Origin of the sequence: Natrarchaeobaculum sulfurireducens (assembly GCF_003430825.1) — an archaeon.
Taxonomy (GTDB): Archaea; Halobacteriota; Halobacteria; order Halobacteriales; family Natrialbaceae; genus Natrarchaeobaculum; species Natrarchaeobaculum sulfurireducens.
This window is the reverse complement of record NZ_CP024047.1, coordinates 215,544-237,507: the sequence shown is the minus strand read 5'-3', so window position 1 is coordinate 237,507 and position 21,964 is coordinate 215,544. Positions and strand designations below refer to the sequence as shown.

General features: G+C 62.4%; 24 protein-coding genes. 2 read left to right on the top strand and 22 right to left on the bottom strand.

What is annotated here, in order from left to right:
• Position 1 precedes the first annotated feature (1 nt).
• From AArc1_RS02390 to AArc1_RS02335, 12 genes are all read right to left on the bottom strand, one after another.
• Positions 2–571 (bottom strand): DNA-directed RNA polymerase, encoded by a 570-nt coding sequence (locus AArc1_RS02390; protein WP_117362736.1) that lies wholly within the window; start codon positions 569–571, stop codon positions 2–4.
• On the bottom strand, positions 572–1,000 hold the full coding sequence (locus AArc1_RS02385) for a PIN domain-containing protein (protein WP_117362735.1): 429 nt from the start codon (positions 998–1,000) through the stop codon (positions 572–574).
• Between the two features lie 18 nt (positions 1,001–1,018).
• A complete protein-coding gene (locus AArc1_RS02380; protein ID WP_117362734.1) occupies positions 1,019–2,248 on the bottom strand; it encodes a translation initiation factor IF-2 subunit gamma in 1,230 nt (409 codons plus the stop codon).
• A gap of 345 nt (positions 2,249–2,593) precedes the next feature.
• Complete coding sequence (locus AArc1_RS02375; RefSeq protein WP_117362733.1) at positions 2,594–3,061, bottom strand: cupredoxin domain-containing protein; 468 nt, start codon at positions 3,059–3,061, stop codon at positions 2,594–2,596.
• Positions 3,062–3,184: 123 nt separating this feature from the next.
• Complete coding sequence (locus tag AArc1_RS02370; RefSeq protein ID WP_228442373.1) at positions 3,185–3,628, bottom strand: arsenate reductase/protein-tyrosine-phosphatase family protein; 444 nt, start codon at positions 3,626–3,628, stop codon at positions 3,185–3,187.
• A gap of 81 nt (positions 3,629–3,709) precedes the next feature.
• The gene (locus AArc1_RS02365) at positions 3,710–4,747 is read right to left on the bottom strand and encodes a PhoU domain-containing protein (RefSeq protein ID WP_117362732.1); all 1,038 of its coding nucleotides are present in this window, start codon (positions 4,745–4,747) and stop codon (positions 3,710–3,712) included.
• Complete coding sequence (gene phoU, locus AArc1_RS02360; RefSeq protein ID WP_117362731.1) at positions 4,747–5,424, bottom strand: phosphate signaling complex protein PhoU; 678 nt, start codon at positions 5,422–5,424, stop codon at positions 4,747–4,749. The genes AArc1_RS02365 and phoU overlap by 1 nt, the downstream gene beginning before the upstream one ends.
• A gap of 2 nt (positions 5,425–5,426) precedes the next feature.
• Positions 5,427–6,311 carry a phosphate ABC transporter ATP-binding protein PstB gene (pstB, locus tag AArc1_RS02355; protein ID WP_117362730.1) on the bottom strand — a complete coding sequence of 295 codons (885 nt, stop codon included), beginning with the start codon at positions 6,309–6,311 and terminating at the stop codon, positions 5,427–5,429.
• Complete coding sequence (gene pstA, locus AArc1_RS02350) at positions 6,304–7,224, bottom strand: phosphate ABC transporter permease PstA (protein ID WP_117362729.1); 921 nt, start codon at positions 7,222–7,224, stop codon at positions 6,304–6,306. Before pstA ends, pstB begins: the two co-directional genes overlap by 8 nt.
• Positions 7,221–8,297, bottom strand: coding sequence for a phosphate ABC transporter permease subunit PstC (pstC, locus tag AArc1_RS02345; protein WP_117362728.1), 1,077 nt, complete (start codon positions 8,295–8,297; stop codon positions 7,221–7,223). Before pstC ends, pstA begins: the two co-directional genes overlap by 4 nt.
• Positions 8,298–8,330: 33 nt before the next feature.
• Positions 8,331–9,362 carry a PstS family phosphate ABC transporter substrate-binding protein gene (locus AArc1_RS02340; RefSeq protein ID WP_117365744.1) on the bottom strand — a complete coding sequence of 344 codons (1,032 nt, stop codon included), beginning with the start codon at positions 9,360–9,362 and terminating at the stop codon, positions 8,331–8,333.
• Between the two features lie 235 nt (positions 9,363–9,597).
• The gene (locus AArc1_RS02335) at positions 9,598–9,945 is read right to left on the bottom strand and encodes a hypothetical protein (RefSeq protein WP_117362727.1); all 348 of its coding nucleotides are present in this window, start codon (positions 9,943–9,945) and stop codon (positions 9,598–9,600) included.
• Between the two features lie 224 nt (positions 9,946–10,169).
• Between AArc1_RS02335 and AArc1_RS02330 the strand changes: the two genes are divergently transcribed.
• Positions 10,170–11,165 (top strand): phosphate uptake regulator PhoU, encoded by a 996-nt coding sequence (locus tag AArc1_RS02330; protein WP_117362726.1) that lies wholly within the window; start codon positions 10,170–10,172, stop codon positions 11,163–11,165.
• 311 nt (positions 11,166–11,476) lie between these two features.
• Here AArc1_RS02330 and AArc1_RS02325 read toward each other — a convergent pair whose 3' ends face one another.
• Positions 11,477–11,701, bottom strand: a complete 225-nt coding sequence (locus tag AArc1_RS02325; protein WP_117362725.1) for a DUF7511 domain-containing protein — start codon at positions 11,699–11,701, stop codon at positions 11,477–11,479.
• 255 nt (positions 11,702–11,956) lie between these two features.
• Here AArc1_RS02325 and AArc1_RS02320 point away from each other — a divergent pair, with 255 nt between their 5' ends.
• The gene (locus AArc1_RS02320; RefSeq protein WP_117362724.1) at positions 11,957–12,772 is read left to right on the top strand and encodes a DUF7260 family protein; all 816 of its coding nucleotides are present in this window, start codon (positions 11,957–11,959) and stop codon (positions 12,770–12,772) included.
• A gap of 128 nt (positions 12,773–12,900) precedes the next feature.
• On the opposite strand, the gene AArc1_RS02315 is transcribed toward AArc1_RS02320, so the two are convergent.
• From AArc1_RS02315 to phnE (AArc1_RS02280), 9 genes are all read right to left on the bottom strand, one after another.
• A complete protein-coding gene (locus AArc1_RS02315) occupies positions 12,901–14,046 on the bottom strand; it encodes an ABC transporter ATP-binding protein (RefSeq protein ID WP_117362723.1) in 1,146 nt (381 codons plus the stop codon).
• Positions 14,047–14,051: 5 nt separating this feature from the next.
• Entirely contained in the window at positions 14,052–14,852 is an 801-nt protein-coding gene (locus tag AArc1_RS02310) for a carbohydrate ABC transporter permease (RefSeq protein WP_394341243.1), read from the bottom strand.
• A gap of 81 nt (positions 14,853–14,933) precedes the next feature.
• On the bottom strand, positions 14,934–15,818 hold the full coding sequence (locus AArc1_RS02305; RefSeq protein ID WP_117362722.1) for a carbohydrate ABC transporter permease: 885 nt from the start codon (positions 15,816–15,818) through the stop codon (positions 14,934–14,936).
• Between the two features lie 40 nt (positions 15,819–15,858).
• Positions 15,859–17,289 carry an extracellular solute-binding protein gene (locus AArc1_RS02300; protein ID WP_228442371.1) on the bottom strand — a complete coding sequence of 477 codons (1,431 nt, stop codon included), beginning with the start codon at positions 17,287–17,289 and terminating at the stop codon, positions 15,859–15,861.
• Positions 17,290–17,478: 189 nt separating this feature from the next.
• A complete protein-coding gene (locus AArc1_RS02295; protein ID WP_117365741.1) occupies positions 17,479–18,573 on the bottom strand; it encodes a hypothetical protein in 1,095 nt (364 codons plus the stop codon).
• Between the two features lie 340 nt (positions 18,574–18,913).
• Positions 18,914–19,120, bottom strand: coding sequence for a DUF7511 domain-containing protein (locus tag AArc1_RS19745; protein ID WP_449289244.1), 207 nt, complete (start codon positions 19,118–19,120; stop codon positions 18,914–18,916).
• Between the two features lie 148 nt (positions 19,121–19,268).
• Positions 19,269–19,973 (bottom strand): HAD family hydrolase, encoded by a 705-nt coding sequence (locus AArc1_RS02290; protein ID WP_117362721.1) that lies wholly within the window; start codon positions 19,971–19,973, stop codon positions 19,269–19,271.
• A gap of 362 nt (positions 19,974–20,335) precedes the next feature.
• On the bottom strand, positions 20,336–21,133 hold the full coding sequence (phnE, locus tag AArc1_RS02285) for a phosphonate ABC transporter, permease protein PhnE (RefSeq protein ID WP_117362720.1): 798 nt from the start codon (positions 21,131–21,133) through the stop codon (positions 20,336–20,338).
• Complete coding sequence (phnE, locus tag AArc1_RS02280) at positions 21,133–21,963, bottom strand: phosphonate ABC transporter, permease protein PhnE (protein ID WP_117362719.1); 831 nt, start codon at positions 21,961–21,963, stop codon at positions 21,133–21,135. Before phnE (AArc1_RS02280) ends, phnE (AArc1_RS02285) begins: the two co-directional genes overlap by 1 nt.
• Between the last annotated feature and the right edge of the window lies 1 nt (position 21,964).

The following is a 21,964-nucleotide window of genomic DNA, read 5'->3' as shown; positions in this document are numbered from 1 at the left end:
GTTACTCACCCGGCGTCGCTTCTTGTGTCTCGTGGTCGTCTTTGAGCCAGCCGTGTTTGCCGATTCCCGGCTGTTTCGCCGTGAGACCGATCTTCGAGTCACGCGGGTTGCGCTCGTCGATGCTTTTGGTGACGATACGCGCTCGAACGGCGTCTTCGACGCCGAGGGCGCGGGCGGACTCGTTCGACGAGAGCTGCTGATTCTCGCCGTCGTAGGCGAGATACTCGTCCGAGATCTGCGAGACGTGCAACAGTCCGTCGACCGGACCGATGCCGACGAACGCACCGAACTCGACGACCTCGACGACGGTGCCGTCGACGACCTCCTGCATCTGCGGGTCGAACGTGACGGCGTCGAAGTCGGCTTCGTAGTAGACGCCCGGTCGGTTCGGCAGGACCGTCCCCTCGCCGATGTCGTGGACGTTCGTGACGGAGACGACGCTGCCGACCTCCTCGTCCATGCGCCCCTCGAGTTTGTCCTGGAGCAGTTTCTTGACGAGCTCCGGCGAAACCTCGCCGAGCTCCTCCGGCGGTACCCTTACTGTGTCTTTTAGTCTGACCCGTTTGTACATCTATGGTTGAGTGATCGCTAACTTGTTTCTCCCGCGTAATGCAATTACCGGTCTATTCTCCTCGAGCACCCGGTCGCAAAGCGGCCGGTCGTTGGTGACGACGTAGTCGACGGCACTGTCCTGGACGAGTTCGACGAGCGCGTCGTCCGCGTAGGACGCTTCGGTGTCGACGACGAGACAACGTTCGGTCGCCAGATCGTGACCGACGTTCGCCGCCGTCCCCTCGGTGCCGCCTTTTTCAGACAGCCGCCTGAGTTCCTCGATAACGGCCTGCGGCGCCACCAGCTCGAGCGCGTCGGCTTGCGGCTGGTCGGAGTTCGGCGTGTGTGACACACCGCCCAGCAGCCGGTCGAGTTCGTCGAACAGTCTGACGTCGAGTTCGACCGGCATCATCAGCGCGCTCGTATCGAGGGCGATCCGGGTACTCATTCTCGTCCGTTGCCCTCCCTAGTCTTGCAGCGTTCCCAGTCCGATCAGCCGCCAGCGAGCGCCGATGCGACGGTTGATCGCGATCTTCGCACCCGGTTCGGCCGAGACGGGGCGTTTGAGCGAGACTTCGCACTCGCCTTCCCGAGCACTGGTGACTGCGCCGACGGTCGTCGCCGTTCCGACAGTCATCATCAGCGGCTCCCCGGTGCTGATCTCGTCGATCTCGCCGCCTTCGTCGCCGACGACGCGCTCGAGCAGGTCGACGTCCATCGTGAACGACTGCCAGGTAGGGGGCAGACTACCTGGCGGGCCGGCGATGCGGCCGGCGAGGGCGTCGCCTTTGGTCAGCGAGGGGTCGAGAGCGGTGCCGACACCCAGCAGTCCGCCTGGCGTGACGGTGTCAGCGTTTTCGCCGCCGGCTTGCAGCGACCGGATCGTCGTCTGAATCGGGACGTACTCCGTCTGGCCGCCCTCTTCGACCTCGCGGCCGGGGCGGATCTCGATCTCGTCACCGACCTCGAGTTCGCCTGCGACGAGGCTACCGCCGAGGACGCCACCTGTGAGGTCCGCGGCAGTCGTACCAGGCTTGTTGATGTCGAAACTGCGCGCGACGTGCATTCGGGGATCAGCGTCGGGGTCGCGTTCGGGCGTCGGGATCTCTTCTTCGATCGCCGCGATTAGCAAGTCGAGGTTGACCTCCTGGCCCGCAGAGACCGGAACCACCGGCGCGTCTTCGGCGACGGTGCCGGCGACGAACTCCTGGATCTCTTCGTAGTTCTGTCGGGCCTGGTCGGCACTGACGAGGTCGACCTTGTTCTGGGCGATGACGATGTTGTCGATACCGATGATGTCGAGCGCCATCAGGTGCTCTTCGGTCTGGGGCTGTGGGACGGGTGCGTTGGCACTGACGACCAATACGGCACCGTCCATCAGTGATGCGCCAGAGAGCATCGTCGCCATCAGGGTCTCGTGACCAGGGGCGTCGACGAACGAAACGGTCCGCAGTGGCTCGCTTTCGGAGCCATCCGAACACTCCTCCTCGACGGTATACTTCTCGGGTTCGTCCAGCTCGGGACACTCACGGAACGTCGCGTCCGCATAGCCCAGCCTGATCGAGATACCGCGTTTCATCTCCTCTGAGTGCTGGTCCGTCCACGAGCCACTCAACGCTTGAACGAGCGTTGTCTTGCCGTGGTCGACGTGGCCGACGAGCCCGATGTTTACCTCCGGTTGTCGATTTCCTGCCATAAGACGATGAGTAATCTTAGGTAGTGGTTCCGCCGTGCGCTTTAAAAACCTACTGTTCTGAAGCCGGGTTCTCAGGCGGTCACGGCACCGTGACTGTCACGACTCCGGATGCGGCTCTCGGGGGAAGCGTCTCCGACTCGAAACCCGACGCTCCCGGTCGGACAGTTACAGCCCACATTTCGAGAGTCAGAGCAACTGCCGGACGTCGTTTCGGACGTGCCCGTGACCGGCCCAGGATCGCCAGAAAACAGGAACAGCGGTTCGTCTCGTACGGTTCTGTAACGATTTACCGACGACCGCCAAACAGATCGTGGTTGCGCCGGAAATGACTGACAGTCGTCCGTATCAGTCGGCGTCGACGACGAACATGACGCCACTGAACTCCTCGCCATCGGACGTCGTACAACCGATCTCGTACTTGCCGACGAACGGGAACTCCCAGGAGTGGCCCGTGCCGTGGTCGTCACCCACCCAGCCGCAGGGATCGGGCGACTCGAGCGGGTAGATCTCGTAGCCCGACTCGGGCCAATTCCAGGTAACGGTCGCCAGCTCCTCGACCATCACCGGGTCGGGATCGAACCGGTGGTCGCCGCCGGGCGCGACGACGATCTCGACCTCGGACTCGCCAGTGCGATCGACGGGGTCGTACGACTCGAGGTCGTCGAGGTGCGTCTCGTACCCCGGCCCGTCGTCGGCTTCGGAGTCGTCGCCCTCGGATTTCGCCTGCTCGTCGCTGTCCGTCTCGTCGCCCAGACACCCCGAGAGGACGGTCGCCGAACACGCGGCTCCGAGGAACGTCCGTCGCGTCACCATACGTCGAACCAGGGGATTGTCGGGTATAATGGTTCGTCAGTATTCGAGATCCTTACCACAGTCAACGCTGTGATTGTCGGCGATAGGGGCCGGTCTGACTCCCGGCCAACGACCGACCTGCTCTCAGGCTCCGCCGCGCGCCGACGGATCGGCCTCGAGTTCGTCGAGCAGGGCGTCGACTCGTCGGCGGATCTCCTCGCGAATCTCACGGACCTCCTCGAGCGGTCGACCGTGTGGATCTTCGAGTGACCAGTCGCGAGCGTCGCCACGCCAGGTGGCCGGGCAGATCCCGTCGGCCGAACAGCCCATGGTGACGACCATATCGCAGTCAGCGATCTCGTCCTGGGTAATTTCGCTGGGCTCTCGATTCGAGAGATCGATATCGACCTCCTGCATGACAGCGACGACGACCTCGTGAACCTCGTCAGCGGGGTCGGTGCCGCCGCTCCGGAGTTCGACGGTCTCGAGGCCGCGTTCTCGACGAGCGCGTTCGGCGAAAGCGGTTGCCATCTGACTTCGGCCGGCGTTCTGTACGCAGACGAACGCGATCGTAGTCGTGCTCTTCACGCAGTTGCCTCCTTGGTTGCTATCGGTACGACAAGCCGGTTCGTGCTGTGGATTCGGATCATCGTTGGGACGGTTTGAGCGTCAGTCCCCATCGGCACTCGGTTGGTCTCGAGGGGTGTCGTCGTCCGTGAGCGTCGACTCGATCCGGACGTCGGCGATCTCACGTCCGGCCGCGACCGTCCGTCGCAGTCGGCGGACGGCCACAGCCACGCCGGCGTCCGAGTCGGAACCCTCCGAACAGCGCCGCTCGAGGTCCTCAAGCGGAGCCGAGAGGTCGGCAGCCGACTCGATCGTCCGACCAATATCGCCCGCGAGCGCGAGTTCGAGGACGGCCCTGGCGTCGGCCCCGACATCGTCGAACCGGTCGGCGATTGCATCGGCCGGCGGATCGGTTCGCCCGATCGCGACGTGAGCGATTTCAGTCGCGTGATCGGCGACGCGCTCGAGTGATCGGGCGACCCGATACTCGCGAAAGGCCTCAGCGCGGGTCGTCTCCAGTCGGTCGAGTTCGTGGACGTCGGTGAACCCACGGTGAACGCCGCGGCTGACGAACGCGAAGAGGCGATCGACGTCGTCGTCGCGGTCGATCACCCGGCGTGCGAGGAGTTCGTCACCGGCCACGACGGCGGTACAGGCGTCGACGTGCATCTCGAGGACGAGTCGCTGGATCTGTGCGACGGTCTGGGGGAGCGACACCTCACTGACGTCAAGGACGTTCGCGATCGTCAGCCGGTCCGCGCCGTCGTCCTGGATGGTGACCCCGACGAGCCGATTCGCGATCCGTTCGACCGTTCGACGAACGCCGGGTGCCGTCTCGAGCCCCGTGACGGTGATCCGGTCACAGCCGATCAGATAGGCTCGTTCGACACGCCGGATCGTCACCGCCTCAGGTGCGACGCTCGCGTCGATCGTCACCGCCGGTTCGGGCGTCGACACCGCCTCCGTCGCGACGACCAACCGATCGTCCTGTGGGTAGAGTGTCATCGAGGAGCCGGACTCGAGGCCCTGCTCGACGGCCCACGCTTTCGGAAGCGAGACGACAAACGTCGAGTTGCCCGCGATCTGGACCGTCCGTTCGACGGGGTCGCCGGTCCCGTCGGTCGTTGCGTCCGAGTGCATCAGTAGATCAACTCGTCGTCGTTGTCGATCATATACAGCGTACGCGCCGCGACGTTGACTGCGTGATCGCCGACGCGTTCTAAGTCCCGGATCGTCAGCAGAGTTCGCGAGACCGCCTCGAGGGCGGCGTCGTCGGCTTCGCCGTCGCTGGCGACGAGATCCCGGACGACGGACCGGCTAGCTCGTGCACACTGCTCGTCGATCTCGTCGTCTCTGGCGGCGATTTCGTGGGTGGCCGTCATATCGTCAGTCGCGTATGCGTTCATCGCGTCTTCGACGAGCCGAATCGTCCGCTTCCCGAGTGCCGTGACGTCGACGTCAGGGTAGCGGTCCCGCTCGACCGCAGACTCGGCCGCGTCGATCGCGTACTGGGCCAGGTTCACGGCGAGGTCGCCGATCCGCTCGAGATCGGTGATGATCTTGAACGACGACGCGATAAATCGCAGGTCGCCCGCTACCGGCTGCTGGAGGGCGAACAGCCCGATACAGTCGCCCTCGAGTTCGAGATAGCGTTCGTTGATCTCATGGTCGCCCGCGACGATCCGTTCGGCGGTCGCCTCGTCGCCGGTTTCGTACGCCTCGAGCGCGCGTCGCAGGCGCTGGCAGACGACGTCGCTCATCTCGAGGATATCCTCGCGCAATCGATACAGCTGCTCCTGATATTCGTTGCGTGGCATGATTACCCGAACTTTCCGGTGATGTAGTCCTCGACGCGGTCGTCGGCGGGGTTCTCGAAGATGGTCGCGGTCTCGTCGAACTCGACGAGTTCGCCGCCGGTGAGAAAGACCGCCGTCCGATCGGAGATACGGGCGGCCTGCTGCATATTGTGGGTGACGATGATGACCGTATACTCCTCGACAAGTTCGTCGATCAGATCCTCGATCTTCGAGGCGGCGACTGGGTCGAGCGCCGAGGTCGGTTCGTCCATCAGGATCACTTCCGGGTCGGGCGCGATCGCCCGCGCAATGCAGAGGCGCTGTTGCTGGCCACCCGAGAGGTCGAGCCCCGACTCGTCGAGCTGGTCTTTCACTTCGTCCCAGAGGGCCGCACCGCGAAGTGCGCGTTCGACAGCCGCATCGAGGTCCACCTCGTCGGCTTTGCCCTGGACGCGCAGGCCGTAGGCGACGTTGTCGTAGATCGACTTCGGGAACGGGTTTGGCGACTGGAACACCTGGCCGATCTTCCGACGCAGAGCGACGGGATCGACGTCCTCGTCGTAGACGTTCTTCTCGCGGAAGTAGAGCTCGCCGTCGACGCTCGCGGCCGGAATCCGGTCGTTCATGCGGTTGATCGAGCGCAGGAACGTCGATTTCCCACAGCCCGAGGGACCGATCATCGCGGTGACGCGGTTCTCGGGGATCTCGATCGTAACGTCGTCGAGCGCCCGGTCGTCGTTGTAGTAGACATTCAGCCGCTCTGCGCGAACGATCGTCTCCGCGTCGTCGGTCGGTCGCGAGTTGTCATCGACGTCGATCTCGGTCTGGATGATCGCGTCGTCCGACGCCCCGGTCGTTCTGTCGGTCGATTCGTCCGTCGTCGGTGTACTCGAGGAGTGACTAGACATTGGTGATCGATCCTCCGTCCGCTTCGTATCGTTTCCGCAGGTAGCCCGCGAGCAGGTACATCGCCACCAGGAAGGTGAGCAAGACGACGATACCCAGCGCCGCCAGCCCGTTGAACATCCGATCCGCCTGGTAGGTCCAGCTGTAGATCTGTGTCGGCATCGCGCTGAACGACGCGAACGGCCCGTCCGGATACCGGGTGGCGTGCAGCATCGTTCCGACCATGATCAGCGGTGCCGTCTCGCCGATCGCTCGGGCGAGCGCGAGGATCGTCCCGGTCAGGATGCCGGGCATCGCCTGCGGGAGGACGACCCGGCGGACGGTCTGCCACTTCGTCGCGCCCATGGCGTACGAGCCGTCGCGGACGCTCGAGGGGACCGCCCGAATCGCCTCGATCGAGGCAACGATGATGATCGGCACGACGAGCAAGGCGAGCGCGATCGCGCCGGCGAGGATGACCGACCCCAGACCGGCATCGTTGACGATCAGCGCGAGGACGAGCAGCCCGTAGACGATCGAGGGGACGCCCGCGAGGTTCGCGAGGTTGGCCTCGATCAACCGAGTCGTCCGGTTTTCTGGAGCGTACTCGACGAGGTAGAGCGCACAGCCGACGGCGATGACGAACGCGAGGACGGCCGTCAGCGCCATCAGCCAGATCGAGGCGACGATCGATGCACCGAAGCCGGCCTGTTCGGCCCGTGACGACGACGTGCCGGTCAGGAAGTGTCCGATGTCGATGTCGAAGTTCGTCAACGCCTGAACGGACTCCCAGATGACGTCGGCGATCAGTAACACCAGCATGACCAGCCCGAACAGCGACGCGATCACGAGCAGGCCGTAGAAGAGCCGGTTGATCAGCTTCTCCCGGCTGAGGTCGACGTCGGCGAGGAACTCCGTCTCGCGTTTCGTGCTCATCGGTACTCCTCCTGGAATCGGCGTTTCATCCAGTCGTTCAGCAGGTTCATCGAGAGCGTCATCAGGAACAACAGCAGGCCGACCGCGAACAGGCTCTGGTACTCGACGGTTCCCACCGCAGAGGTGCCACGAGCCATCGAGACCAGGTAGGCGGTCATCGTCATGATCTCGGCGAACGGGTTCGCGGTGAGGTTGGCGTTGAACCCCGCGGCGAGGGTGACGGCCATCGTCTCGCCGATCGCCCGCGAGACCGCGAGGATGTAGGAGGCAAAGATGCCCGACACCGCAGCCGGCAGGACGATCCGAAGTGAGACCTGATACTTCGTCGCGCCGAGGGCGTAGGCCCCGTTACGGAGGTCGTCTGGCACCGCCTGCATCGCGTCCTCGCTGATCGAGGAAACCATCGGGATCGTCATCGTGCCGACGACGAGTACGCCAGCGAGCAGGCTGTAGCGCCCGACGCTAACGCTCATCATCGCGTCCGCCGCCGGCTCGAGGAGCCCCGGCGCGAGGAACGCGATCGAGTCGAGCCACGCGCCGGCCGGATTGACGACGTTCGAGGCGATCCCACCCACGATGACCGGGGTGAGAAAGGAGACGGCGAAGTAGCCGTAGACGATGGTCGGGATGCCAGCGAGCACCTCGAGCACCGGTTTGAGCCTGTTTCGGGTCGCCGTCGACGCGTACTCCGAGAGATACAGCGCCGTCGCGGTCCCGATCGGGATCGAGACGAACGCGGCACCGATCGTGATCGCGAGCGTCCCCCAGACGATCGGGAGGACGCCGTGGGCGGGCGTCGAGTGATCGGGCGCCCACCGGGTGCCGGTGAAGAACTCGGTGAATGTGATCGTCCGGGCGAACGAGTCGCCGTCGAACAGTACCTCGCTGATCCGTGCGCCGAAGAAGTAACTGGCGGCGTTGTCGAACAGGACCAGGAAGATGGCGAGCGTCGTCACGACGGTGATCGCCGCACAGCCGAACAGCGCCCGTCTGACGCGTCGGTTCTTCTCGTGGGCGGCCTCGAGGCTGTCGTCGCCGGAAATTTCCGGTCCCGATTGTGTCTCTGTACTCATGAGTGTACTCAAAGAAGGCGTTCGTCGGGCGCTCTAGGGGTCCTGTCGTTCGACCGTGACGTCGTCGGGATTCTCGCCGATCTCCTCGAGTACGCTGTCGAGCTGGTCGTGATTGGCGACGAGGTCTTCGTCGGTTGCCATGTAGAAGTCGACCTCCTGGGCGAACTCGTGTTGGTTGTTGATGTAGAAGCGCGCGAACGAGGCGATCAGGTCGGGGTTCTCCTCGAGTTCGGCGTGGTTGAAGTAGAAAAAGAGCGGCCGGGCGAGCGGGGAGTACTCCCCACCCTCGATGTACTGCTCTTCTGGCGGGTAGAAGTCGCCGTCCATGTCGCTCTCGACGTTGACCGTCTGAAGCGTGCCACCCTGCTCCTGGAGGCTGCGGAGGTGGCCAACGCCACCCCAGCCCATCGCGTACTCGTTGTCCTCGACGGCGTCCCAGATCTCGTCGGTCTGGCTCGTCGCGGAGTAGTCGTCGCGGATGTTGCCCATCTCGCCGTTGATGTTTTCGGTGAAGTAATCGAACGTCCCCGAGGCGGAGTCTCGTGCGTGCAGCGCGATGTCCTCGTCCGGCCACTCGTCGCGGACGTCGCTCCACTGCTCGACGTCGGATTCGAACTCCCAGATCTGGTTGAGTTCATCGAGCGTGATTTCGTCACACCAGTCGTTGTCCTCGTGGACGCCCACGGCGAGGGTGTCCTGACCGACGGTGTAGTGAGTGTACTCGACGTTGTTCTCGCCACAGAGGTCGATCTCTTCGTCGGTGATCTCACGGCTCGCGCTCTGGAACGCGGAGTTCGCCTGGCAAAACTCCTGGAAGCCAGCCCCGGTCCCCTCGGGCTCGACGTTCACCTGTGCGTTCGGGTACTCCGCCTCGAAGTCTTCCGCCGCGACCTGCGTGATCGGTGCGACGGTGTTCGATCCCGAGGCCGGGATCGTCCCCGAGAGCCCGTCTTCATCGCCACCGCCCGTACAGCCCGCCAGACTCAGTGCACCGACGCCCCCGATAGTCGCGATCGCTGTTCGTCGGGTGATCCCGCTTCCCCGCTTGTTGTGGCTGGGTGCCATCACCTCGTCGTTCCGGTAGCACATATAAAAACGGTGCTAATACCTATATATCTAACCTCGTTAGTATATAGAAACCGCCGTAGCGGAACGGACCGGTCTCTACGTCACAGTAACACAATGTAGATTCCGCATGGAGACCGCAGATCGGGGCTCGAGCGGGCGTAGAGCCCACCGGAGCCGGAATCACGGCTGGTCAGACGGCCGTTGACGTGGAGACGACGGGGGAGTCCGACGATCACCGGCTCGTTCCCGAGAGCCGACGCAGGGTGAGACTCGCGAGGACGTCGAAGACGCCGAAGACCACGGCGAGCCCGGCGAGCGCGTACGGCTCGAGGCCCAGTCCAACGCTCGGAACGGCCTCTATGAGTCCGATCCCGCCGACGGCAAGAATTCCGACCGACCCCTGGACCGCGTCGGTGCTGTCGCCGAAAACGAGACCGAGGACACCGATTACGGCGACGACGCCTGCAGCGCCAGCGGCCGAAAGCACCGTAGCAGCGATGGCTAACGAGATTCCGCCCAAAATGACGCCCACACCTGACTTCCGAAGGCGCACGACGCCGCCGCTCGATTCCGCAGTCATGATGAGGAATCGGACCGAGGAGGACTAAACGGTTCCCCTCGCCATCGGGCCACACACCCATCTATATATAGATAAATACAGCCATATACCAGTACCTAATAGTACGAATTTGAACGTATAAGCCGACTTTAACCAGCCATTCGCGACTCGTTTTTCACTCCTCGTTCCCCACCACCTCTATAGACAAAAGAGGTTTTATATATCGGTAATGGGAAACGTGACTCATGGAAACGCGGAAAGTCCAGGTGACCGGTGGCTCGACGTACACCGTCTCGCTTCCGAAGACGTGGGCTACGGAGAACGACGTCAGTAACGGCGATACTGTCGAGTTGTACGCCGAGGACGATACGCTCCTAGTGACGCCGAAAAGCGACGAGGATCGACAGGAGGGGACACTCGAGATCTCGTCGCTCGACGGCACCGAGTTGATTCGAGCCGTCCTGACCATGTACGTCAGTGGGTTCGACGTCATCCATCTCGAGGCAGGCCGGATCACGACCGACCAACGTCGAGCGATCAGGAACGCGGTCAAAGGGCTAATCGGCGTCGAAGTCGTCGAAGAACAGTCGGACTCCGTCGTCGTTCAGGACCTACTCGACTCCTCGGAGCTCTCGATCGTCAACGCAGTCACACGGATGCGCCTCATCACGACGGCGATGCTCGAGGATTCGGTGACAGCTCTCGTCGAGAACGACGACGACATCGCCCACGACGTCATCGAGCGCGACGACGACGTCGATCGGCTCTGGCTCGTCGTCTCCCGAATCTTTCGGGCGACGCTTCGATCACCCCGGGCCGCTGAAGCGCTCGGCGTCTCACGGGAGGACTGTTTCGACTACCACTCGAGTGCCCGACAGCTCGAACGCATCGGCGACCACGCGGTCAAGATCAGCCGACTCGCGCTGAAACTGGGGGACGTCCCGGACGACGTGGCCGAGGCCCTCCGTGACCTCCACGCGGACGCCGAAGACGTCGTTGAGAAATCGATGGACGCGCTGTTCGCCGAAGACAGCACCGGTGCCGCCGAACTCGGACACGACGCCCTCGAGTCAGTGCTCGAGATCGACGATCACGCGCGTCGGATCGACGATCTGCTGCGGGAACTCGATTCGGTCCAGGCACAGTCGCTCGGGGTGATCCTCGACTCGCTCACCCGCAGCGCCGACTACGGCGGGAACGTCGCGGAAACCGCATTGCAGAAGGCTGCACCGAGTCCGTAGCTCGATCGGGCACGTTCGTGAGGAGTCGATCGTCGGCCCGTCGTTTCAGCACGTCGATGGAACGACGCTGGACAACACCGCCAGAATCCCGTTTCGAGGGCTGTCCGAATACTACCCCAACGGGTGAGCTACAGCGATAGTAACACCTGCACCGATGTGCACACTGATCACCGGTCCGTCTGGCGAACAGGTGCACACTGACGTGCAGTGACCACCATACCACAGCGGAGCCAATCACACCGAGGACGAACTCGAGCAGCGTCGGCCGCGGGAATCGTCCGCGGCATTCCCCGGGTCGGATCATCCGACAGCTACCGGGCGTCGGTCACGTCGACGAGCAGATCTAGATCCGCAGAGAGCCAGGTGGTCAACCGCTCGGCGTCGGAGCAGTCTTTAGGCGTGATCGTACAGCGGTCCGGACCGTCCTGATACCGAACGACGATCGCCTCGAGCGGCTGACCTGGCGACGAGGGGTCATCGACGTCTAGCGTACTGGCGAGCGATCGGTCGTCGTATTCTCTGGTTGCTCCGGTCATGGATTCTGGGATCTCTTCGACAAAAGGTCACACACAGGAGAGATACAAAACCGCTACTAGTTTCGGTATTGAGAGATCGGGAGCGCTCCCATCCGAACGGATTGCTCCGGAGAACTCAGGGCGCGCCGACGGATGCGGAGTCGAGTCGACTCCCGGACGAACTCGTTTACCACTGTGGCATTTGTTGGCTTACGTAGCGCCCATTGTTGCTACTAGTTACGTTTAGAAGGATAAAACGTCCACACGCCAGTAGCCATGGACGAGCCGTCACCACTGCGGAGGATCGACGACGCCCGGCGAGCGATCGAGCGCGAACGCGAGATTCTGCAGGCTGAGATCAACGCGTTCGGACGGTTTGCTTGCGACCTCCGAACGGTCGAGGCAAGCGACGTCCGGGCAGTCGGTGGAGGGACTGCCGGAGCGCAACCAGCCGGTGCACACGCCACCAGTGTACAATCGGTCGGACCGGCGCACGCCACCGTCGGGATCACGGGCTCGGTCGCCAAAGTTCGGTCGCTCTTCGCCGAGACCGTCATGGCCACGCCTCACTACGACGACGTCTACGGCGAACACTGGACCGAACACCTGCGAGGTGAGTTCAATCAGGACCTCGCGGCCGCCCTCGAACACCAGACGACGCTCTCGCCGGAGGTGAAACAGGCGTTGCTCGAGGCGACCGACCAGTCGATCGCCTCGAGACGACGGATCCTCGGCTCCGTCGAACGCGAGGCCGAACTGGTCGAGACCGCGCGCCGAGACCTGAAGTCGATCCACACGGCGGTCGAGTCGATTCTCGCACAACCGCTCGAGCAGCTGGAGTTCAACGCGTTGCGCCTGTCGCGGGCCAGGCTCCTCGAACTCGAGGCCGCCTGTGATGAGCTCGTCGCCGTCCGTCAGCCACAGATCAGCGGTCGGCGCGACCTGACGATGGCCGGTATCGGCGCCTTCGAGCAGTACCTCTACGACGACTGCGCGCACACCTACCCGGTGCTTTCGGCCGTCGCCGACCTCGGCGAGCGAATCGACCGCGAACGTCGGGCGCTCGAGCGCTCGCTAGCGAGTGTTCGGTAGGCAGCCACCAGCGATTCCCTGTTGTTCGACTCATGCGATGGAACTTCTGCTATCCCATGGGAGCGTGAATCTAGTTTCCCCACACCAGAAATCCAGTCGACAGGTTCGACAGGAACCCAGTTTCTGTATTAGTCCGCGTTCGTCGACACACGAGCGTATTCGTCCGCATCGGAGCGATCCGAATTGTAGATGCTGTCTCCGCCATCTGGATCGAATAGGTGGAGCCGGTCCTCCTCACAGGTGACGTCGACGCGGTCACCAGGTCGGTACTCGGCGCGAGCCGGCGCCTCGATTACCAGCGGCTGTCCGGCGACAGTCGCGTGAACGATCGTGCTGCTGCCGAGGGACTCGGTGGTCACGACGGTAGCCGTGAGGTCAGTATCGCTCGCTTCGCCGTTGGGACAGGGCACGAGGTCTTCCGGACGGACTCCGAGGACGACGGTGCCGTCGTCGTAGCCGTCCAGTTTAGCATCGTCCTCAAGCGCCAGTGCAACGTCTTGGCCAGTAATATGGGAGTGTGATCCCGAACGATCGAAAGAGAGCTCGAGGGTATTCATCGCTGGGGAACCGATGAATTCGGCGACGAACCGGTTCGTGGGATAGTCGTACAGTCGCTGTGGCTCGGCGATCTGCTGGATCTGGCCGTCGTTCATGACGGCGACACGGTCACCTAACGTCATCGCTTCGGTCTGGTCGTGCGTGACGTAGACCGTCGTCGTCTCGAGTTCCTCGTGGAGCTGTGCAAGTTCGGCCCGCATCTGGATCCGTAACTTTGCATCTAGGTTCGATAACGGTTCGTCCATCAACAGATAGTCGGGGTCGCGAACGAGCGCACGGCCGATGGCTACGCGCTGGCGCTCCCCGCCTGAGAGTGCCTTCGGTTTACGCTCGAGGAGGTCCTCAATGTCGAGTATGGCAGCGGCTTCGGCGACACGGTCTTCGATCTCGTCGTCGGTGTACTCACCCGCCGATTTCATGCCGAACGTCATGTTCCGTTTTGCAGACATGTGTGGGTAGAGCGCGTAGTTCTGGAACACCATCGCGACGTTGCGGTCTTTCGGCTCCGCGTGGGTGACGTCGTCGTCACCGACCAGAATCCGACCGTCGGTGACACTCTCGAGGCCGGCGAGCATTCGGAGCGTCGTCGACTTCCCACAGCCGGAGGGGCCGACCAGGACGAGAAACTCGCCGTCTTCGACGGCCAGGTCGATCTCGTTCACTGCCGTTACGTCGTCGAATCGTTTCGTGACGGTGTCGAGTGTGAGTTCTGTCATAGGTTTCACTTCTGTTGGACGGCGAACGTCTCGAGGAGCGGTTTTCGGAACGCGAGTAGCGCGAGCAGCGGGGGGACCAGCGTGAGAATCGCTCCGGCCATCACGATCGACCACTGCAGTTCGCCGCCCTGAACGTCACCTTGCAGGAGGGTGATCCCGACCTGGGTGACTTGCTGAGCCTGCGAGTCGACGATGATCAACGGCCAGAGGTACTGGTTCCAGGCGTAGATGAACATGATGACCGAGACACCGGCAAGCATCCCTTTCGACATCGGGATCAGCACGTAGACGAGGAATTTTAGCGGCCCGATGCCGTCGAGTTTCGCCTGGTCGACGATCGATTCGGGGATCGAGAGGAAATGCTGTCGGAGCAAGAAGACGGTGGTTGCGCTCGCGAGATATGGAATCGTGAGCGCAAGCATGCTGTTGTACCAGCCCAGGTCCGTGACGATGTTGAAAAGCGGCACGAACCGGACCGGCACCGGCAGCATCAGCGTAAAGAGGATCAGCATGAACATCAGGTTCTTGAACGGGAAGCGGTAGTAGACGATCGCCAGCGCCGCCAGAAGCGAGATTACCAGTTTCCCAACGACAATGACGATCGACATGATAAACGAGTTCAGCAGGTAGACGCCAAAGTTGTAGTCGGTCATCACCGTTCGATAGTTTTCGATCGCGTGGCCGCCGGGGGCGAGATCGCTGAATCCTCCGATCAGACCCTGCTGTTGCGTGCTGACGAGCGCAGCGATCAGAATCGGAAGCGCCATCAATACCACCGACACCACGAGCGTCGCGTGAGCTAGCAGCTGGGTCCGATCCGTCGTCGGCTGCTCGAGCGATTCGGTAACTCGGTCGATCGTGGATGGGGTGTCTATACTCACGTGTGCTCACCCATAGTGCGTGTACCGATCGGAGAGCCGAAGCTGGGCGTACATCAGCCCGCCGACGATCAGGAACAGGATGACCGACTGTGCCGACGCCAGTCCGTGGTTGTTGAACTCGAATGCGTTGCGATACAGGTCGTAAATCAGAATATTAGTCGCACCACCGGGACCGCCCTGGGTGAGGATGTCGATGAACGCGAACGTGTGGAAGAACGCGTAGATCGTGTTCATCACGACCAGAAAGAGCAAGGTTGGCGAGATCAGCGGGACGTAGATCCGCCGAAGCCGCTCGAGCGGCCCAACGCCGTCGAGGTCGGCGACCTCGCCGAGGGCGTCAGGCACGTTGTTCAACGCGGCGATCATGAAGATGACGTTGTAGCCGATCTGTTTCCAGATGACGGCAGTGACGACGACGACGAACGCCTGGCCACCCCGGGTGAACCAGTCGACGTTGACGCCGAAAACGGCCTGAATCGGCTGGGTGAGCACGCCGAGGCTCGGGTGAATGATATAGAAGAAGACGATTCCCGCGACTGCCGGTGGCAACGCGTACGGCCAGATCGCCGCGATCAGATATGACGACTGTCCGACACTCACCTCGTAGATCAGATACGAAATCAGAAGCGAGATGGCCATCACGCCGACGATCACGATCGCCGAGAAGGCGATCGTCACGCCGATGCTCGCGTGAAAGTCACTCGAGGTGAGCAGATAACTGTAGTTACCGAGACCGGTCCAGAGCCGCTGGGTGCCAAACTGGAGCGTCTCGTAGAGGCTCAAGTGAACGGCCTGAAAGGCCGGATAGTAGAGGAAGACGGCCGAGACGACGAGCGTCGGCACCAACAGGAGGTAGGCGAGCCACGATCGGTCGTATATTTCTCGAGTCATTGATGAATGTTGGTATCGAAATCAATCGGCGAGTCGGCGCTTAGTTGTCGGCGACCCGAGCGTATCGCTCGAGCTCCTCTTCGACGGATTCTTTCATGTTCGCCAGTCCCTCGTCGACGCTGACGCTACCCGAGAAGATGTCCTGAGAGGTTTCCTGGATCGTCAGCTGGACCTCGCGGGCGGGGCCGACGAGCATCCGGCGGGTCGCCGGAGTCGTTTCGGTTGCGAGTAGCTGATCGAACGCCGTCGCGTAGTGGGGTTGTTCGTCGAACCAGCCCTCCTCCTCAAGCTGGTCGATAGCCTCCTCACGGATTGGGTAGTAGCCGCTACCCTGATGCCACTCGATCTGGCTCTCGACGGAGCCGAGATCGGCGAGTAACTGGCCGACGTGTTCTTCGTGTTCGCTGCTCACCTCGGAGCTGACCCACAGCGACGCACCGCCGATGACGACCCCAGTCCAGTCGTCGGTCGGTGACGGGTAGAAACCGGTGCCGAGTTCGAAGCCGTCGACGTCATCCTCGTCGATGTCATCGGCGTCAACGTCGCCTTCCGCGCCACTGGCGGTCGACTCCACTGCTGCGGTTGAGTCGAGCATGATCCCGACTTGCTCCGTCAAGAAGGCATTTCGGCTTTCGTCCCAGGCCTCGATCCCCGGATTGAGGTAGAGGTCGTCCTGATAAAGGTCGCGCCACCAGGTCCAGAGGTCCTCGGCGAACGCGGTCTCGGCGTACATCGTCGTCGGCGCGCCATCGTGGCCGTTCTCGTTATCGAGGATGAGTTCGTTCGCAAGCGAGTAGAAGGTCTCGATGAACCAGACGTGGTTTGGCCAGGAGATCCCGTAGTTGGTCGCCCCCGAGTCGACCAGCGCCTCACAGTGTTCGCGGACCTCCTGGATCGTCTCCGGCGGCGACTCGGGATCGAGCCCCGCCTCCTCGTACGCGCTCTTGTTGTAGTAGAGGATCGCATTGGAGTTGTTGAACGGCATCGAGTGAAGTTCACCGTCGACCCGGAAGAAGTCCTGAACGGCGGGAACGAGGTTGTCGATCGGGTAATCGCCGGGAAGCAACGCCTCAGCCGACTGAGAGGCTCCAGCGTCGAGCACCTGCTGGTTGTGCAGGCTGTCGATCATTACGACGTCCGGGGACTGGCCGGCCTCAATGGAGGCGAAGAGACTGTTCAGGATGTCCTCGTAGCTCCCCTGGTACTCCGACTGGGTCTCCGCGCCGTCGTACCGCTCGACCATCTCGTCGAGCAGGTCTCCGCTGGCGCCGCCCATCGCGTGCCAGACGTTGATGACGTCGTCGTCGACTTCAGTGTCGCCTTCAGCGTCGTCACCGCCGCCACTGCCACCTTGCGTTCCATCGTCATCGCCAAAACACCCTGCCAACGCTGCAGTACCAGCCGCTGTCCCCGCAAGCACGAAGTTACGTCTCGTGTAATGCCCACCTGTTTTCGACTGATTTCCAGTCATCGAATGAGACGGCTCGGTCTAGACTAAATACGACTTATATTTTTGATATATGCCGCCAAAAATACGATCGGACCGCTACGTTCGTCTCAGTTCGATACCGTTTCTCACGATTCAGGACGCGGCCAAACATCCGATCTAGGCTCCAGCGTTCGACAGACCCGAACGAGGGGCAGAGCTTGTCTCGAGACCCTAGAAGAACGGAATCCAGACCGTCGTTGGGAACACGCCGAGTGCGTACCCGACGGCGATCAGCAGGGTCCCGAAGACGATGGCGGCTGCCGGCGGATCGACGTGGGTGTCTCCGTGTGCGTAGAACACGCGCTGAAAGAGTTCGCCGAACAGAGCGCAGGCGACGCCGACCGCGAGTCCGACGACCAGGGCGACCTCGAGTGAGTGGCTGCCAGCCAGTAGCGCCGTCTCGTTGTAGGGAACCGGTGGGCCAGCGACGGCGTTCGGTCCAAGCACCGCAGCCAGTGCGGCTGTGCTCGCGGGAAACGTGATGTGGTGGGTGACCGGAATACGCTCGACACCACAACAGGCGAAGACCAGCGTCGCCGCGCTGATACCGAACGCGAGGAACGCGCTACCCGAGACAACACCGATGTACGCCCCCAACAGTCCGCCGACGACTCCGATCGCCCCGACGTGGCCCCACCGATACTGGTGGGGAAGCCACGGCTCGACGACGAACCGGCTCGAGTCTGCAGCCGGGCTCGAATCGGACCGGCTCCGATCCGCGGCAGATTCGACCCGAGACAGTCCGCCGTCGGTCGTTCGTCTGCTCGAGTCCCTGCGCTCCCCTCGATCGTAGGGGCCCATGTCGAGAACCCGGCCGCGGACCGTTCCGATCACGCTGTAGCCGAGGACCAGCCGGTGAAATAACGCCGAGACGACGACTCCCATCGCGATGGGGTCGTACGGCATCCCAGCGGTGACGGAGAGTTCCGTGAGCCAGAAGCCGAGCACTCCGAACGCGCCGCCGACGGCGAGGACGTCCGGTTTCGTCCCGAGCGCGTACGTGACGTCCTTGGCCGCGTGGTAGTCGAACGACGTCTCGACGTACCCTCGGCGCACAGCGTAGGCCACAGCCGCTGCGCCACCCCCGAAGCTGATCGCCGGCGAAAACGGCGGTCCGAACGCAACCTCGTCGGTTATCACCGCCGCGTCCGGGTGGACGATCGCGGCGACCTCACCCGCGATCACGAGCAGTCCGGTGAAGACGAACGCCGCCAGCGCACCGATCGACGCGCCGAAGGCGCCACCGGCGAACGACGCGAGAAGCATATCGATCTGAACCAGCGCCTCGAGGAGGTCCTCAAACACAGGTGCCCCCGTCAGGTCGCTGCGTGGTTCGATCGTCGGTCGGCACGCGTTGTTGCATACCGGCCGTCTCCCGCCACCGGTAAACTGCGTGTATATGTGGCCGATGTACGTTACTGGTTGACTCCGTACTGCTCCCAATCAACCGACCACCCTCGTAGCTTCGATGGCCGAATCAGCCACGACAGGTGCCGGCACGAGCCGACGAATGATCCGTTCTGTAGGATGGGGTCGGTGAACACTCGATCGGTCAAAAACGGACCCAAGGATCGCCGGTTGGAACGAATATCGTAGCCACTGCACGTCAGTGCGCACCTGCTCGCCAGACGGATCGGCGATCGGTGTGCACATCGGTGCAGGTGTTACTATAGGTCGTCGATCGGTCACCGGCTATGCAGGATTTGGGAGTGATGGTACAGCGGTCGGTACGGTTCTCGTACCGGACAACGACCGACGTGGATGTTAGGAAGGTCCGCTGCGAACGGACGTTGTCGGAGTTCGTTCGATTCATCACCGGTCACTGCATCCGCTGGTTGTTCCTGGCAGAGCTGCTGTGACAGTAGTGTCGCATCAGAACTGACCGCAGAGCGGGATACAGCGGCGACTAGTGGCAAAAGCGAAGTCGGGTTTGTGGATCGAAAACGGGGTGTTCTGGCTTTTCAGACGTACTCGAGCAGTTCCTGGAGCGATTCGATCTCCAGATACGACTCGAACTGTGGCTCGAGTGTTTCGTTGTGGGAACGACGGAGCAAGACGGGAAGTAAACCGGCGTTTTCGGCCGCAATGAGGTCAGTTTCGCGGTCACCAACGTAGAGGCCGCCGTCGATTTCGAGTGTATCGATGGCCTCTTCCAGGTAGTACGGGTCGGGTTTGCGCCGACAGAAGCCTTCGACCCCGAGGTCGCGACCGCGAACGTACGAGAACGTCCGGAGGTCGAAGTGGTCGACGACGAACGACACCGTCGGATCGTAGTTGTTGCTCACCAGCGCGGTCGGACACTGCTCGACGAGCGTGTCGAGAGCAGTGACGTCAGGGTATAGCTCGCGTTTTCCGGCCTGAATGCGCTCGATCGAACGCTGGGCGCTGTAGTGCTCGCGGAGTGCGTAGAATTCGGACGGGTCGATGCCGAGTCGAATGCACGTCTCGGCGAACTCGTCGGTGTACTCGTAGGTCTCGAGTGCGGCCAACGCTTCGTACTCGACGTCGAGTTCGAGGTCGACGACCGCGTCGTGAAGTGCGCGGCTGTGAACCTCTGGATCGGTACCGTAACCCCGGAGGATGACGCCATCCATGTCGAACAGCACTGCGTGGTCTCCGGCAACGTCGATGATCGATTCGGTCGTCGTAGTTGGTCTCGTAGTCATAGGTTTCAGTCTCAGGTGTTCGAATTCGTAGTTCAGTTCGGACAGCCGTACACTCCGATTTCGTCGCGCTCGAGGTGCTGGTAAGTTCGTTGTCGTTGCTGTCTGATAGCCGGCTAATCGCTGTATCCGCGCCATCCCGTTCGTGTGAATCCTGCTGGACGGATGGGTCATCATCTAACAAGAATTTGTCGTAGACGCCGCCCGTTTCGAGCGGATCTGCGTCGGGATCGGTGCCCGCGACCAGCGGTCTCGTCCGATCGCTCGAGCCGCCACAGACCGACCCGGCGAGGCCGACCGTGAGCAGGGAGCCGAGTGCTACATAGATCGTCTGTTGGGACCGTCGACGGTCGGTGGAGTTCATGTCAGCGAACCACCGCTCGAGCCCGCGCGGAGATCGTTTCGCTCAGGAGGACGATGCCGAGGATGGCGATGAGAATCATCAGGACGGACGACCACTGGAAGGCATCGACGGCATTGAACAGCTGGACACCGATCCCACCGGCCCCAACTGCGCCGAGAATCGTCGCACTGCGGACGTTGATGTCCCACCGATAGACGCCGATGCCGACCAGTGCAGGCTTGATCTGAGGGATGACGCTGTAGAGCAGGACCTGGAACGAGGAGGCCCCGGTCGCACGGATCGCCTCGACCTGATCGAACTCGATCTCCTCGATCTCTTCGCCGAGCAATTTGGCGACGAAGCCGATCGATCGGACGGCGATCGCGACCATGCCAGCAAACGCACCGGGGCCAAGCATGACGACGAAAACGAGCGCCCAGATAATGACGTGGACAGACCGTGTGACGGTGACAATCAGTTTCCCGATCGCGTACGTCACCCGGTTCGGCGTCGTGTTCTCGGCGGCGAGGAAGGCCACCGGCAGCGACGCGCCGACAGCAAGTATCGTGCCAACGACAGCGATGTGGACCGTCTCGATCAGTGGTAGCACGATCTCGGTCGTATACGCCCAATTAGGCGGAAACATCCGGACCGCGAGGTCCAGCAGTTCCTGCGGCGCCGTCCAGACGTACTGCAAGTCGAGCCCCATGTAGAGCCACGAGACGGCGACCGTCCCCAACGCGACGAGAAAGACAGCGATCCGTTTGACGCGCTGTCGCGGTTCGAAACGTTGCCAGTGACGACCGGGTTCTGCGGCCATCACTGGACCCTCCGTCGGACGTAGGCGCTGAAGAGTTCGCCGGCGAGGACGACGGCGATGATCGAAAGCAAGATCAGCGCGGCGAAATCGTACTCGTAGCGTTCGAACGACCGCAACAGCAAGGTCCCGATTCCGCCGGCGCCGACGATTCCGATGATCGTCGACGAACGGATGTTGATATCCCAGCGGTACACTGTGAGGCCGATGAACCGTGGGGCAACCTGCGGGACGACGGCGTAGACGAGCGTCTGGAAGCGCGAGGCGCCAGCGGCGTCGATGGCCTCTTTCGCCCCCATGTCGATGTCCTCGATGTCTTCGGCGAACAGCTTCGAGAAGAAGCCGATGGTCAGATAGCTGATCGCAATAATGCCTGCTAACGGGCCGACGCCGACAGCTTTGACGGCGATGATGGCGATGATGAGTTCGTCGATCGCCCGCGTGATGCTGATGATCCCCCGGTTGAGGTAATAAATCGGTCGGGGCGCGATGTTCTCTGCGGCGCCGAACGCGATCGGCAGCGAGATCAACACGCCGGTGAACGTCGCGACGAACGCCATCGCGATCGTCTCTCCCATATAGCCGACGACCCGATCGACGTTCTCGCTCGCGGTGTTCGGCGGCACCATCGCCTCGAGGAGCAAGACGCCGTTGTTCATGCCGATACTCACCCGCTCGAGGGTAACGCCCGATAGCAGGGAGACGAGTGACCACAGGACGAACAGCGTCGCGCCGACGTAGACCGCCCACTTCATCCGGTGGCTCCCGAACGCGGTCGGTCGCTGCCAGGTTCGATCCGACGGAAGCTCCGAGTGTCCCTCTCCGGTCGCCATC

Coding starts and splice junctions, on each gene's coding strand:
- AArc1_RS02315 (WP_117362723.1), bottom strand. CDS start 14,046: ATGACAGAACTCACACTCGACACCGTCACGAAACGATTCGACGACGTA.
- AArc1_RS02295 (WP_117365741.1), bottom strand. CDS start 18,573: ATGCTTCTCGCGTCGTTCGCCGGTGGCGCCTTCGGCGCGTCGATCGGT.
- AArc1_RS02385 (WP_117362735.1), bottom strand. CDS start 1,000: ATGAGTACCCGGATCGCCCTCGATACGAGCGCGCTGATGATGCCGGTC.
- AArc1_RS02390 (WP_117362736.1), bottom strand. CDS start 571: ATGTACAAACGGGTCAGACTAAAAGACACAGTAAGGGTACCGCCGGAG.
- AArc1_RS02290 (WP_117362721.1), bottom strand. CDS start 19,973: ATGACTACGAGACCAACTACGACGACCGAATCGATCATCGACGTTGCC.
- AArc1_RS02305 (WP_117362722.1), bottom strand. CDS start 15,818: ATGACTCGAGAAATATACGACCGATCGTGGCTCGCCTACCTCCTGTTG.
- AArc1_RS02320 (WP_117362724.1), top strand. CDS start 11,957: ATGGACGAGCCGTCACCACTGCGGAGGATCGACGACGCCCGGCGAGCG.
- AArc1_RS02335 (WP_117362727.1), bottom strand. CDS start 9,945: ATGACTGCGGAATCGAGCGGCGGCGTCGTGCGCCTTCGGAAGTCAGGT.
- pstB (WP_117362730.1), bottom strand. CDS start 6,311: ATGTCTAGTCACTCCTCGAGTACACCGACGACGGACGAATCGACCGAC.
- AArc1_RS02380 (WP_117362734.1), bottom strand. CDS start 2,248: ATGGCAGGAAATCGACAACCGGAGGTAAACATCGGGCTCGTCGGCCAC.
- AArc1_RS02365 (WP_117362732.1), bottom strand. CDS start 4,747: ATGCACTCGGACGCAACGACCGACGGGACCGGCGACCCCGTCGAACGG.
- AArc1_RS02340 (WP_117365744.1), bottom strand. CDS start 9,362: ATGGCACCCAGCCACAACAAGCGGGGAAGCGGGATCACCCGACGAACA.
- pstC (WP_117362728.1), bottom strand. CDS start 8,297: ATGAGTACAGAGACACAATCGGGACCGGAAATTTCCGGCGACGACAGC.
- AArc1_RS19745 (WP_449289244.1), bottom strand. CDS start 19,120: ATGAATCGAACGAACTCCGACAACGTCCGTTCGCAGCGGACCTTCCTA.
- phnE (WP_117362719.1), bottom strand. CDS start 21,963: ATGGCGACCGGAGAGGGACACTCGGAGCTTCCGTCGGATCGAACCTGG.
- AArc1_RS02325 (WP_117362725.1), bottom strand. CDS start 11,701: ATGACCGGAGCAACCAGAGAATACGACGACCGATCGCTCGCCAGTACG.
- AArc1_RS02375 (WP_117362733.1), bottom strand. CDS start 3,061: ATGGTGACGCGACGGACGTTCCTCGGAGCCGCGTGTTCGGCGACCGTC.
- phnE (WP_117362720.1), bottom strand. CDS start 21,133: ATGGCCGCAGAACCCGGTCGTCACTGGCAACGTTTCGAACCGCGACAG.
- AArc1_RS02330 (WP_117362726.1), top strand. CDS start 10,170: ATGGAAACGCGGAAAGTCCAGGTGACCGGTGGCTCGACGTACACCGTC.
- pstA (WP_117362729.1), bottom strand. CDS start 7,224: ATGAGCACGAAACGCGAGACGGAGTTCCTCGCCGACGTCGACCTCAGC.
- AArc1_RS02300 (WP_228442371.1), bottom strand. CDS start 17,289: ATGACTGGAAATCAGTCGAAAACAGGTGGGCATTACACGAGACGTAAC.
- phoU (WP_117362731.1), bottom strand. CDS start 5,424: ATGCCACGCAACGAATATCAGGAGCAGCTGTATCGATTGCGCGAGGAT.